This window comes from Kribbella orskensis, from assembly GCF_004342085.1.
GTDB lineage: Bacteria > Actinomycetota > Actinomycetes > Propionibacteriales > Kribbellaceae > Kribbella > Kribbella orskensis.
Genome location: NZ_SLWM01000006.1, coordinates 282,232 through 295,137, shown reverse-complemented (window position 1 = coordinate 295,137; position 12,906 = coordinate 282,232). Strand labels below are relative to the sequence as shown.

Here is a 12,906-nt window from a genome sequence, read left to right as displayed (position 1 = left end):
CCGGAGATGCCGAACACGGCCGCGCCGGCGAACGCGGTACCACTGACGGTGAGGAACGTGCGGCGGCTGAGCTGATCCATCCGGCTACGCCTCCGTCCGCACGGTCGTGTCGAGGGTGCCGTCGTGCGGGATGCGGAGGACGTGGATGCGGCGGCGCTGATCGCGGAGGTAGGTGCGGGTCGAGGTCGAGACGGACGCCGCGCGGACGCCGGTCCAGGTGATGCTGATCGTGGTGCGCCCCCGACGGATCACCAGGCCGTCGGCGGACGTGGTACGGCTCTCGTTGTAGGGGACACGCGTGCCGTCCGAGAAGACGACCTCATCACCTGGCTGCAGGACGAGGGGGATCTGTTCGGTGGCGGCCGTCGTCGCCGTCACCCGGCGGGTCACCGAGGCGTGACCGATGACGAGTTCTGTCGCGACCGTCGAGTCGGTGGTGCGGTAGCGGACCAGGTCCTTCGAGGGGTACTCGGCAACCAGGTTGCTGTCGGCATCGGCCTTGCCCGCGCGGACCGTTCCCCAGCAGCCGGTGGCGGTCTGCTGGGAGTGGATCACCGTGCCGGCCTGCGGATGCCAGAGGAAGCCGGTGCCTGCCTTGACGGCACTACCCGCGCGGGTTCCGAAGTACGCGCCCAGATAGAGGCCGGGGCGGCGTACGTAGAGGTAATGCTGGTTCTCCACCTCGTCGCGACGGAGTTCGGTGAAGGAGTCCTTGCGGAGGTACGGGATCCGGGCGATCGCAGCACCCTTGGCCGACCTGCTCGGGAACCGCTCGCCGTACGGCGCGTGCGCGATGATCCGCGGCGAGGTGTCCTGCTTGACAAGCGGCGGTACCGGCGCCGGATCGGCCGCCCACGCCGCACGGGTCGCCGCTCGGTCTTCCCGTGAGGTGAAGAAGGCGCCGAGCTCCGGTACTGCGGGGACGAAGAGCGAGCCGAGGTTCGTCCGGTCCGGGTCCGGGATCACGTCGTCGTAGTAGGCGGTCGCGGTGCGGTCGGAGACGGCGTAGTAGGTGAGCCAGCCGGATCCGTCGGGCTCGCGCAGCAGGTTGTAGCCGAACCAGTCGCTGAACTTCCGGGTCATGTTGACGAGTGCTGGGTTGCCCGTGAGCAGGTGCAGCTCGGCCATCTCCGGCAGCATCACCTCGAAGTTGTAGTTGATGTCCATCCCGCGCGGGTCGTAGAAGAATCCGGCCGGGCTCTGTGCCCAGCGCGCGACGTACCGGATGCGCTCCTGAAGTCGCAGCCACAGCGCGCGATCCGGCAACAGGGTGAGCGAGAGCGCTGAGCCGGCCACGCCCGCGACCGCCTGGTTCGTGTACTGGAACGGGTCATCCCAGACGACACCGTTGCTCGGCTCGAGGTACCACGCGACTCCCTTACGCAGGGCAACTTCCAGCTCGGCGCGGCGGGTGGGTAGGGCGCTGGCCTGGCGGAGATTCGCCAGCGTCTTGGCGAGGTAGCCGAGGCCGAAGCCGCTCGACGCCTTGCCCCGCTCCCCCGGCGCGTACTCCGGCCATGAGCCGTCGGGGTTCTGCAGGTTCAGGTAGTGCCGCAGCGCCGCGTCGAGTCGCCCGAGCAGCGCGGGATCGCGGTAGTACGGGTTCCAGGCGCGCTTGTTGGCGTAGAACCAGCTGAGCGTGAAAACGTGCTCCTGCACCCGCGCGTTGAACGGCTGCGCCGGCGTCCGCCACCAGCCCCCACCCATGAACCCGTACGTCGCGGGGTCGGCGTCGACGATGTCGTTCACCATCGGCGCGAGGATCGTCAGGTACGGCGCGAACCGCTGCTCCAACGGCGCGAACAACCGCCGATCGGGAGCACCAGCGGGGAGTGGCTGCAGCAGCGGGAGGGACCCGGCGGCTGCGGTGGTACGAGCGGGAAGGGCCGCGTGAGCGGGGAGAGTGGCTGTGAGAGCTGGGGCTACGGCGGCAGCGGAGGCACCGGCGAGCAGTGTGCGGCGGTTCAGGGTCATGCGGCACTCCTGGTCCAGGCGGAGACGGCAGGTTGAGGGCGGAGCGGCTTGGTAAGCGGTTGCCCTGGTCGAGGAGTTTCCTGTCCGGTGCTCGGTGGCGTCAAGAGCAGGCCGGTGCTAATTCGTATTACTAGGTCGATCCACTCTTGACGGCTGCTGACAGCGCGGTCTAGCGTTCCCGATCAACGCCCGGCAATACGTATTACTCAAGGGAGGTGGCGATGACGAACCGGCTGACCCAGCGCGACATCGCCCGGCTGGCGAAGGTGAGCCAGACGACCGTCTCCCTGGTGCTGAACAACCGCACGGCCGCGTCCGCGCGGATCCCGGCCGAGACCCGCGACCGGGTGCTGAAGGTGATCCGCGAGACCGGGTACGTCGCCGATCCACTCGCTCGTCGGTTGCTGCAGCAGCGCAACCAGATCCTCGGGGTGTTCACCTACGAGTCGGTGTTCCCGAGTGCGAGCGCGGACTTCTACCACCCGTTCCTGAGCGGTATCGAGGAGAGCGCCGAGGAGCTCGGCTGCGACCTGCTGCTGTTCACCAGCGCCCCCGTGACGGATGGCCGACGCCGCGTCTTCCACGAGAACAACCGGCTCCGGATCGCGGACGGCTCGCTCCTGCTCGGCCGCCGCATCCCCGCCGAGGAACTCAGCCGCCTGGTCGCCGAGAAGTACCCCTTCGTCTCCGTCGGCCGCCGCGACGACCCCGAACTCCCCGACGCTCGCGCCACCATCCCGTACGTCGGCGCCGACTACGTGAGCGCGACGGCCACGGTCACCGCCCGGGCCCTCCAGCTCGGTCATGAGCGACTCGCCTTCGTAGGCCCCGGCGAAGGCGCGGAGTCCTCAGCCGATCGCCTCCGCGGGTTCCACCAGATCGCCTCACGCGGCCTCCACCTCTCTCCAGCGGATCGCGAGCTGGGTGACGTGCTGGATGAGTTGCTGGCTCGTCAGGTGACGGCGGTGTTCGTCGAGGATCTGGCGGATGCGGCGACGATCGCCGAGGCGTCGCGGCAGCGCGGGCTCGACGTACCGGGGGATCTTTCGGTGGTCGCGCTCGGTGATGCGAGTCGGCCGGTGCCGAGTGATGCCGACTACTCCGGCTTCCACATCCCACGCAAGGAGATGGGCCGGCAAGCGGTCGGCCTGCTCGAGGCGATCCTGTCCGGCGAAGAGGCCGAGACCCAGCAGTTGCTGTCCTGCGAACTAGTTGAGGGAAGCACCCTCGCCAAGCCGAAGGGTTCATGAATGGAAACGGACGTCCTGGTCATCGGTGGCGGGCTCGGCGGTGTCGCCGCGGCCCTGTCCGCCCTGCGCGCCGGTCGCTCGGTCGTGATGACCGAGGAGTACGACTGGCTCGGGGGTCAGCTGACCAGCCAGGCCGTGCCGCCCGACGAGCACACCTGGGTTGAGCAGTTCGGCATCACCGCCTCCTACCGGCAACTCCGCGAGGGCATCCGGGACTACTACCGGCGCCACTACCCGCTGACCGAAGCCTCCAGAGCCGTCGCGGAGCTCAACCCGGGCGCGGGGTACGTGTCCAAGCTCTGCCATGAACCGCGAGTCGCCCTGGCAGTCCTGGAGTCCATGCTCGCTCCGTACCGCGCCAGCCGCCGCTTGCAGGTGCTCCAGCCGTACAAGCCGGTCTCGGCCGACACCGACGGCGACCGGGTCACCTCCGTGGTCGTGCAGCATCGAGACACGGGCGACCAGCTCACGTTGACTGCGCCTTACGTGCTGGACGCCACGGAGACCGGCGAGCTCCTGCCGCTCACGGGCACGGAGTACGTGACCGGCTTCGAGTCGCAGGCCGTCACCGGTGAGCCGAGTGCGCCGGACGAGGCGCAGCCGCTGAACATGCAGGCCGTCTCGTTCTGCTTCGCGGTGGACCACGTGGGTGGCGACCAGGTCGGGAACGCGCCGGCCAACTACCCGTTCTGGCGGAACTACCAGCCGCCGTTCTGGGGCGACCGGATGCTGTCGTGGAACGCACCGGATCCGCGCACGTTGGTTACCTCGCGGCGCACGTTCACGCCGAACCCGGACGACGATCCGCTCGCGGTGGTCGCGGACCAGCGACGTACCGGCGGCGACACGAATCTGTGGACCTTCCGGCGGATCGCGGCGCGGCGGCACTTCGTACCCGGTGCCTACGAGAGCGACATCTGCCTGGTGAACTGGCCGATGATCGACTACCTCGAGGGCCCGGTGATCGACGTACCGGATGCGGAGAAGCATCTGGCCGGGGCCCGCGAACTGTCGCAGGCGGTCTTCTACTGGTTGCAGACCGAGGCTCCCCGGCCTGACGGCGGGACCGGCTTCCGCGGACTCCGTCTGCGGGGGGATCTGCTCGGCTCCACCGACGGGCTGGCCCAGGCGCCGTACATCCGGGAGGCCCGGCGGATCGCCGCGGAGTACACGATCGTCGAGCAGGACCTGTCGGTCGCAGTACGGGGTGCGAAGGGCGCGGTCGAGTACTCCGACAGCGTCGGTATCGGGATGTACCGGATCGACCTGCACCCTTCCACGGGCGGCGACAACTACATCGACGTGGCCAGCAGCCCGTTCCGGATCCCGCTCGGGGCGCTGATCCCGCAGCGGGTGGAGAACCTGCTGCCGGCCGGCAAGAACATAGGCACCACCCACATCACCAACGGCTGCTACCGGCTGCACCCGGTCGAGTGGAACGTCGGCGAGGCCGCTGGGCTGCTAGCCGCCTTCTGCCTGGACCGCGGCGTCAGCCCGCGCGCGGTCCGCAACTCCCCTGCTCTGCTCAGCGACTTCCAGGCACGGCTGGTCGCCCAGGGCGTCGAACTGAGCTGGCCGGACGTCACCGGCTACTGATGGAGGACTGAGATGAAACTCCGAACGCTGACCGCGGCCGGTGTGGCCGCAGCTCTGCTGGCGCTGGCCGGCTGCGGTGGCGGCTCCGGCGACGATGCCGGCGCGTCCGGCCCGGTCGACCTGCGGATGACGATCTGGAGCGCGAACGCCAAGCACACGGCGTTGTTCGACCAGATCGCCGCCGCCTACAAGAAGGACCACCCGGAGGTCGGGAAGATCACCTTCGAGTCGATCCCGTTCGACACCTACACGACCGCGCTGACCACCCAGATCGGCGGCGGCAACGCGCCCGACCTGGCCTGGATCCTGGAGAGCACCGCGCCCGACTTCGTCTCCTCCGGTGCGCTGGAAGAGATCGACAAGGACGCGGATCTGCTGCCGAGTGCAACCGCCACCTGGGAGCAGGACGGCAAGCTCTTCGCGTACCCGTTCTCCACCTCGCCGCTGGGCGTCTTCGTCAACACCGACCTGGTGACGGCGGCCGGACGACCGACCCCGGCCCAGCAGATCGCGGCCGGAACGTGGACCTGGGAGCAGGCCGTCGCCACCGGCGCCGCGGTACAGGCGAAGACCGGCAAGGGCGGCATCGTGGTCGGCGACTTCGACTACAAGGGCTGGGACACGCTGAACACGATCTGGGCCGGCTGGGGCGCGCGGCCGTGGAGCGAGGACGGCAAGACCTGCGGATTCGACCAGCCCGAGATGGTCGGCGCGATGACGTTCATCCACAAGATGGTCTTCACCGACAAGGCGATGCCCGGCCCGGGCCGGACCACCGACTTCTTCGCCGGCGACGCCTCGATGGTGCTCACCCAGATCAGCCGCGCCGCCCTGCTGGAGAAGGCGAAGTTCAAGTGGGACCTGGTGCCGCTGCCGAAGGGCCCGGCCGGTGAGTACTCCGTCGTCGGCCAGGCGGGGATCGGCGTTCTGAAGCGCGGCAAGCACGCCGACGAGGCGAAGAAGTTCCTGGCCTACTTCACCAACCAGGAGAATTCGGCCAAGCTCGCGCAGTTCTTCCCGCCGCCGCGCAAGTCGCAGCTGACGACGGACCTGCTGGCCAAGGCGAACCCGTTGCTCAAGCCGGCGCAGTTGCAGAGTGTGGTGATCGACGGCATCGAACGCGGCGACATCAAGACGGGCCACACCGGCTACGCCGAGCTCCAGCAGACCGTCCGGGCCGCGCTCGACCCGCTGTGGAAGCCCGACGCCGACGTGAAGGCGGTCCTGTCCGGGGTGTGCACGAAGATCAACCCGCTGCTGAGCAAATGACGATCCTTCTGGACAAGCAAGTGGCGGCGCCCGACCCGCCCGCCGAGCGGGCGCCGTACTGGACCATGCGGCGGCGCGACGAGCTGGCCGGCTGGCTGTTCGTCGCGCCCCAGCTGGCCGGGATCGTTGCCTTCGTCATCGTTCCGCTCGGGCTGGTGGTCTGGTACAGCCTGCACGAGTGGAACGTGCTGGCCGGCACCTTCGACTTCGTCGGCGGTGACAACTTCAAGGCTCTGGCGTCGGACCCGCGGCTCGGTCCGGCGCTCCGGGCGACCGGACTGTTCTCTGCCGGCCTTGTGGTGCTGAACCTCAGTCTCGCCTTGTTCCTCGCGGTGCTGCTCAACCAGAAGCTCCGCGGCACCGTCGTCTTCCGGACGTTGTTCTTCTCGCCGGTCGTGGTGACGCTGGTCGCCTGGACGATCGTCTGGGGATTCCTGCTGCAGGACAACGGCGGGATCAACGGGTTCCTCGACCTGGTCGGGATCAACGGGCCGAACTGGCTGCGTGGCGACGCGACGGCGATGATCTCGGTGATCGTGGTGCAGCTGTTCAAGGGCGTCGGGTTGAACATGGTCCTGTTTCTCGCTGCCCTGCAAGGGGTTCCGGCCGAACTCTACGAGGCGGCTCGGATCGACGGCGCGTCGGCCTGGGCGCGGTTCCGCCGGGTCACCGTGCCGCTGATCAGCCCGACGATCCTGCTGACGTCGATCCTCACGGTAGTGGGGTCACTCCAGGTCTTCGCGCAGATCGCAGTACTGACGCAGGGCGGGCCTGGTACTTCGACCACCGTGCTCGTCTACTACCTGTACCAGCAGGCGTTCCAGTTCCATCACTTCGGTTACGGCGCGACGATCTCGCTGCTGCTGTTCGTCATCGTGCTCGCGTTGACGGTTCTCCAGTGGAGGATGCGTCGGAGGTGGGTGTTCCATGAGTCGTAAGTCGTCCGTCTCCGGGCTGAGCCGCCGCGGCAAGCTCATCGTGTACTCCGTCCTGCTGGTCTGCTGCATTCCGTTCGTCTTCCCGACCTGGTGGATGGCGACGGCCTCGCTGAAGCCGGTGAACGAGATCTTCGCGTTCCCGCCGTCGCTGCTGCCGCGCTCGGCGACGCTGGACGCGTACCGGCAGGTGTTCGAGCTGCAGCCGTTCGGCCGGCAGTACCTGAACAGCCTGTACATCGCGGTGATCGTCACCCTCGGCACGCTGGTGGTGTCGTCCCTGGCCGGCTACGCCTTCGCGCGGATCAAGTTCCGCGGCGCCGGAGTGGTCTTCGTGATCGTGCTGGCCGGCCTGCTGGTGCCGAACGAGGTGACGATCATCCCGCTCTACCGGATGTTCGACTCGCTCGGCCTGGTGAACACCCACTGGCCGCTGATCCTGATCCCGATGCTCGGCGCGCCCAGCGTGCTGGCCACCTTCATCATGCGGCAGTTCTTCATCACCCTGCCGAAGGAGCTCGAGGAGGCCGGGCGGGTCGACGGGCTCGGCCGGCTCGGGCTGTTCTGGCAGGTGTCGCTCCCGCTGGCCCGCCCCGCGATCGGCGCCGTCTCGATCTTCACCTTTTTGCACAGCTGGAACCTCTACCTGGAACCGATCGTTTTCCTCTCCAGCAAGGACAAGTTCACCATCCCCCAGGCCCTCACCCAGTACGTCGACGCGTACGGCGGCGCCCTGTGGAACGTCCAGCTCGCGGCCGCCACCCTCAGCGCCCTCCCGGTCCTGATCATCTTCATCCTCGCCCAACGCCAGTTCGTAGAAGGCCTGGCCCAAGCAGGCCTGAAGGGCTGAGCCAGGGAGGCTGGGCCGGGAGCACGTGAACGGGGTGCTGACGCCCGGAGTACCGGTCCCTCGGTGTGTGGTGTCGGTGGCAGGCTGTACAAAGGAAAGGTGACTTTCCATGCCGCGGTCTTCATCGCGACCAGCCTCGACGGATTCATCGCGCGCCCTGACGGGTCGATCGACTGGCTCACCGAGCGGGGTGAGAAGGCCGGCGACACCGGGTACGACGAGTTCATGGCGGCGGTCGACACCGTCGTGCTCGGCCGGAACACCTACGAGAAGGTCCTCACCTTCGGCTTCTGGCCGTACGAGGGCAAGCAGGTCGAGGTGCTCAGCAGCACCCTGCCGGTGGACGCCGACGAGCGGATCATCGTGCACCGGACCATCGAAGGACTGGTCCAGACGCTGGACGACCGCGGCGCCAAGCGGATCTACGCAGACGGCGGCCGCGTAGTACAGACGTTCCTGCGGGCCGGGTTGCTGAACGAGCTCACCATCACCGTCGTCCCGGTCCTCCTCGGCCAGGGCATCCCGCTGTTCGGCGAGCTCGACCACGACATCTCCCTCACCCACAACGCCACCCGAACCCTGGGCGCCGGCCTGATCCAATCCGACTACACCATCCACCGCTGACCCGTACTCCGATCCCGCCGCTGGTCGAGACCGGCACCGCTGACCTGTACTCCGGTCCCGGTGCTGGTCGGGGGTGGGTGATGGGTAATTGGGTGGTCGGCGGGCGAGCGGCGGACGATAATCGGTCCTTGTGCCTGGAGCCCGGAGGTTGTTCGCCGATGTGACGCCGCTGCGGGAGTCGGTGGAGTTCCGCTGGCTCTGGGCCGGGCAGTCGCTGTCCTCGATCGGCAGCCTGATGGCCATGGTCGCGGTCGCGATCCAGATGTACGACCTGACCGGCTCGTCGGTGGCGGTCGGCGCGATCAGCCTCGCCAGCCTGGTTCCGACCCTGCTGCTCGGGTTGTTCGGCGGCTCGATCGCGGACGCGGTCGACCGGCGGCGGCTGGTGCTGTTCACCAGCAGCGGGCTGATGCTGGTGTCGTTCGTGTTCGCCCTGCAGGCATTGCTCGAGTGGCAGCAGGTCTGGCTGCTTTACTTGCTCACGGCAACCGCCGCGGCGCTGAGCGCGGTCGATACCCCCTCACGCCGGACGTTCATCCCGCGCGTACTCCCGCTCGAACGACTTCCGGCCGCTGCCGCGTTGAGCCAGTTGTCCTTCCAGGTCGCGATCATCGCCGCGCCGGTGCTGGCCGGAGTACTGGTCGCCACGGTCGGCCTCGAAGCGGCGTACGGGATCGATGCGTTGACCTTCGCAGCCGTCATGGTGAGCGTCCAGCGACTGCCACCGATGCCACCCGAGGGCGGCGGCTCGAGTGTCGGTCTGCGGTCGGTGGTCAAGGGCCTCAAGTACGCGGTGAACCACAAACCGATCGGGATGATCTTCCTGATCGACCTCAACGCAACCGTCCTGGCGATGCCGACCGCCCTCTTCCCCGCCCTCGCCGCCACCCACTTCGGCGGCGGCCCACAAACCGTCGGCTACCTGTTCGCCGGCATCGGCATTGGCGGCCTGATCGCCGCAGTACTCTCCGGCCCTCTCGGCCACATCCGCCACCAAGGCCGAGCGATGCTCATCTCGGTCGCCGTCTGGGGCGCCGGCATCGGCAGCGTCGGCCTGACCCACAACCTTTGGCTGGCTGTCACCTTCCTCGCCATCGCCGGCGCCGCCGACATCGTCACCACCGTCTTCCGCGCCACCATCCTGCAGACCAACACCCCCGACGAACTCCGGGGCCGCCTCAACTCCCTCGACTTCATCATCGGCCTGGGCGGCCCCAACCTGGGCAACGTCCGCGCCGGCGCGGTAGCCGGCCTCTTCGGCCCGGTCACCAGCATCATCACCGGCGGCGCCGCCTGCGTCCTGGGCATCCTCGCCCTCAGTACCAACAAGACCTTCCGCCGGTACGACGCCAAGTCTGATCAACCGGCTGACGTCCGGGGGTGAAGCTGCGCCTGAGCAGGCCGTCGGTTTCCCCCGAACGCCGGCAACGCCGTACCGATCGACAGGTAGTAGTCGCCAATTCAGCCCCACGCCGACCACAGCCGAGCCTGACCTCGGTTGAGCGATGGCACAACTACCTGTCCCTCGGTACGGAACTCCTCACCACAGCTCGTCCAGGCGGTCGAGTCGGGCCCGGGGGCGGCGGGCGTCTCGGCGGGGAAGTTGGCGGTGGTGGTGAGGATGGCGCGGACTTCGTACCAGGGCGGGCAGCATTCCCAGAAGCCGCAGCCTTCGTAGCCCGGGTCGTACAGGCGGTGGGCCCGGATCGCGAACAAACCGCTCCCAGTGCTGTACTCGCGTTTGGGTCAGCGGTGGAGGAGTTGGGCGACTTCGGAGGCCCAGTAGGTGAGGATGGTGTCGGCGCCGGCTCGGCGGATCGAGGTGAGGGTTTCCATGATCGCGCGCTCGCGATCGATCCAGCCATTCGCAGCAGCGGCCTCGACCATCGCGTACTCACCCGAGATGTTGTACGCCGCAACGGGTACGTTCACGTGGTCGCGGACCTGGCGGATGATGTCGAGGTACGCCAGCGCCGGCTTCACCATCACGATGTCCGCGCCTTCGGCCACGTCCAGATCGACCTCACGCAGAGCGTCGCGTGCGTTGGCCGGGTCCTGCTGGTAGGTCTTCCGGTCGCCCTGCAGCGACGAGTCCACGGCCTCGCGGAACGGACCGAAGAAGGCCGACGCGTACTTCACGGCGTAGGCCAGGATCACCGTGTCGAGATGCCCGGCCGCGTCCAGCGCAGTACGGATCGCGCCGACCTGGCCGTCCATCATCCCGGACGGCCCCACGACGTGCGCACCGGCGGAAGCCTGGGCTACGCCCATCTCCGCGTAGATCTTGAGCGTCGCGTCGTTGTCCACCCGGCCGGCAGAGTCCAGTACGCCGCAGTGCCCGTGCGAGGTGAACTCGTCCAGGCAGAGGTCCGACATCACCAGCAGGTCATCGCCGACCTCGGAGACAGCGTCCCGGATCGCCACGTTCAGGATCCCGTCCGGATCCACCGCCCCGGAGCCGACCTCGTCCTTGGACGACGGCACCCCGAAGAGCATCACGCCGCCGAGTCCGAGTTGAGCGGCCTCGGCGATCGCCTTGCGGGCGGTCTCGCGGGTGTGCTGGTAGACGCCCGGCATGGAGCTGATCGCGATCGGCTCGCGCGCGCCTTCCCGGATGAACATCGGCAGGATCAACTGACGAGGCTCGAGCGTGGTCTCGGAGACCAGCCTGCGAATTGCCGCGGACGACCGGAGCCGCCGCGGCCTGACACCCGGGAAACCAGTCACTGACCTAGCTCTTCCTACGTGAGCCCGAGCGGCGCTCGGACGGGCGGGTGACCGGTTCACCGGCCTCGATCATGGTGTCACGCCGCTCGGCGCCGAATCGAGCCAGAGCGTCGGCCAGTTCCTCGGCCGACGGGGACTCGGCCATCGCGTCCACGCGCAGGCCGTGCTCCTCGGCGGTCTTCAGGGTCGCCGGGCCGATCACCGCGATCACCGTCGACGCGTGCGGCTTGCCGGCGATGCCGACCAGGTTGCGCACCGTCGAGGACGAGGTGAAGACGACCGCGTCGAACTTGCCGGACTTGATCGCCTCGCGGGTCGGCGCGGGCGGCGGAGCGGCCCGGACGGTCCGGTACGCCGTGACGTCGTCGACCTCCCAGCCGAGATCCGTCAGGCCGGCCACCAGCGTCTCGGTGGCGATGTCGGCGCGGGGCAGGAAGACCCGGTTGATCGGGTCGAGCACCTCGTCGAACGGCGGCCAGTCCTCGACCAGCCCGGCGGCGGACTGCTCGCCCGACGGCAGCAGGTCCGGCCGGATGCCCCAGGCGCCGATCGCCTCGGCGGTCTTCTCGCCGACCGCGGCGATCTTCAGGCCGGAGAAGGCGCGCGCGTCCAGGCCGTACTCGTCGAACTTCTCCCGGACCGCCTTGACCGCGTTCACCGAGGTGAAGGCGACCCACTCGTACCGGCCCTCGACCAGGCCGCGGATGGCCTTGTCCATCTGCTGCGGGTTGCGCGGCGGCTCGACGGAGATCGTCGGCACCTCTTCCGGCATCGCGCCGTAGCGGCGCAGCCGGTCCATCAGCGGTCCGGCCTGGTCCTTGGTGCGCGGCACCAGGATCCGCCAGCCGAACAGCGGCTTGGTCTCGAACCAGCTGAGCGACTCGCGCTGCTCGACGACCGCGCCGACCACGATGACGGCCTCACCCGTCAGCTTGGCCGCGCGCAGGTCGGCCACGATCGTGCCCAGGGTGCCGACCACGCTGGTCTGCGCCGTGGTGGTGCCACCGACGGTCGCGGCGACCGGAGTACCGGCGTCGAAGCCGGCCTCGATCAGCGCGGTGGTGGTCTCCTTCAGCACGTCGACCGCGTTCAGCAGCACCAGGGTCTGCTTCGGGTGCAGCCGGGTGAAGTCGAGCTTGGACTCGGCCAGGTCGAGCACGGTGACCTCGCGGTCGCCCTTCATCGTCAGCGGGATGCCCGCGTACGTCGGAACCGCGCTGACCTCGCTCACACCGGGAACCACGTTGAAGCCGATCCCGGCCTTGCGGCAGGCGGCGGCCTCCTCGGCTCCGCTGGAGAAGGTGAAGGGGTCGCCGGTGAGCAGGCGGACCACGTTCGCCGAGGCCTTGGCGGTCTTCACCACCAGGCGGGCGCGGGCCGCGACCCGCAGCGCCCGGCTGCCCTCCGCGCCGGAGCCGTCCACGATCTCGACGCCCGGCTTGCAGTACGCCAGGAACGCGTCGTGCTCGGGACCCTCCACCACCACCGCGTCGGCGTTCGCCAGCACGTCGCGGCCGGCCAGCGTCAGCAGGGCGGGGTCGCCCGGTCCGACGCCGACGAACGTGACGTGCCCGAGCGGTCTGACCTGCTTGACCGTCGTGGTGCTGGCTGCGATCTTCGCCGGCACCTTCTGGGGTGCCTTGGTGGCCGCTGTCTTCGCGCTGCTCACGTCTGCTGTCGC

11 protein-coding genes are annotated in these 12,906 nt (G+C 68.7%); 7 read left to right on the top strand and 4 right to left on the bottom strand.

What is annotated here, in order from left to right:
- Positions 1-84: 84 nt before the first annotated feature.
- Positions 85-1,974: a hypothetical protein gene (locus EV644_RS19295; RefSeq protein WP_132189676.1), complete on the bottom strand. Its 1,890-nt coding sequence runs from the start codon at positions 1,972-1,974 to the stop codon at positions 85-87.
- A 221-nt stretch (positions 1,975-2,195) separates the two neighbouring features.
- Here EV644_RS19295 and EV644_RS19290 point away from each other — a divergent pair, with 221 nt between their 5' ends.
- The 7 genes from EV644_RS19290 (at position 2,196) to EV644_RS19260 (ending at position 9,882) form a co-directional block, all read left to right on the top strand.
- On the top strand, positions 2,196-3,224 hold the full coding sequence (locus EV644_RS19290; protein WP_132189675.1) for a LacI family DNA-binding transcriptional regulator: 1,029 nt from the start codon (positions 2,196-2,198) through the stop codon (positions 3,222-3,224).
- Positions 3,225-4,820, top strand: coding sequence for an FAD-dependent oxidoreductase (locus tag EV644_RS19285; RefSeq protein ID WP_132189674.1), 1,596 nt, complete (start codon positions 3,225-3,227; stop codon positions 4,818-4,820).
- A 12-nt stretch (positions 4,821-4,832) separates the two neighbouring features.
- Positions 4,833-6,089: an ABC transporter substrate-binding protein gene (locus EV644_RS19280; protein WP_132189673.1), complete on the top strand. Its 1,257-nt coding sequence runs from the start codon at positions 4,833-4,835 to the stop codon at positions 6,087-6,089.
- Positions 6,086-7,027 carry a carbohydrate ABC transporter permease gene (locus EV644_RS19275; RefSeq protein WP_132189672.1) on the top strand — a complete coding sequence of 314 codons (942 nt, stop codon included), beginning with the start codon at positions 6,086-6,088 and terminating at the stop codon, positions 7,025-7,027. Before EV644_RS19280 ends, EV644_RS19275 begins: the two co-directional genes overlap by 4 nt.
- Positions 7,017-7,874 carry a carbohydrate ABC transporter permease gene (locus tag EV644_RS19270; RefSeq protein ID WP_132189671.1) on the top strand — a complete coding sequence of 286 codons (858 nt, stop codon included), beginning with the start codon at positions 7,017-7,019 and terminating at the stop codon, positions 7,872-7,874. The genes EV644_RS19275 and EV644_RS19270 overlap by 11 nt, the downstream gene beginning before the upstream one ends.
- 99 nt (positions 7,875-7,973) lie before the next feature.
- Entirely contained in the window at positions 7,974-8,498 is a 525-nt protein-coding gene (locus EV644_RS19265; protein ID WP_132189670.1) for a dihydrofolate reductase family protein, read from the top strand.
- 130 nt (positions 8,499-8,628) lie between these two features.
- Complete coding sequence (locus EV644_RS19260; RefSeq protein WP_241998375.1) at positions 8,629-9,882, top strand: MFS transporter; 1,254 nt, start codon at positions 8,629-8,631, stop codon at positions 9,880-9,882.
- 77 nt (positions 9,883-9,959) lie between these two features.
- Here the strand turns inward: EV644_RS19260 and EV644_RS19255 are convergent, their stop codons facing one another.
- The 3 genes from EV644_RS19255 to EV644_RS19245 are packed head-to-tail and all read right to left on the bottom strand — an operon-like array spanning position 9,960 to position 12,894.
- Positions 9,960-10,214: a hypothetical protein gene (locus tag EV644_RS19255; RefSeq protein ID WP_132189669.1), complete on the bottom strand. Its 255-nt coding sequence runs from the start codon at positions 10,212-10,214 to the stop codon at positions 9,960-9,962.
- Positions 10,215-10,244: 30 nt separating this feature from the next.
- Positions 10,245-11,225: a porphobilinogen synthase gene (gene hemB, locus EV644_RS19250; RefSeq protein ID WP_132189668.1), complete on the bottom strand. Its 981-nt coding sequence runs from the start codon at positions 11,223-11,225 to the stop codon at positions 10,245-10,247.
- Positions 11,226-11,229: 4 nt separating this feature from the next.
- Positions 11,230-12,894 carry a bifunctional uroporphyrinogen-III C-methyltransferase/uroporphyrinogen-III synthase gene (locus EV644_RS19245; RefSeq protein ID WP_132189667.1) on the bottom strand — a complete coding sequence of 555 codons (1,665 nt, stop codon included), beginning with the start codon at positions 12,892-12,894 and terminating at the stop codon, positions 11,230-11,232.
- Positions 12,895-12,906: the final 12 nt, after the last annotated feature.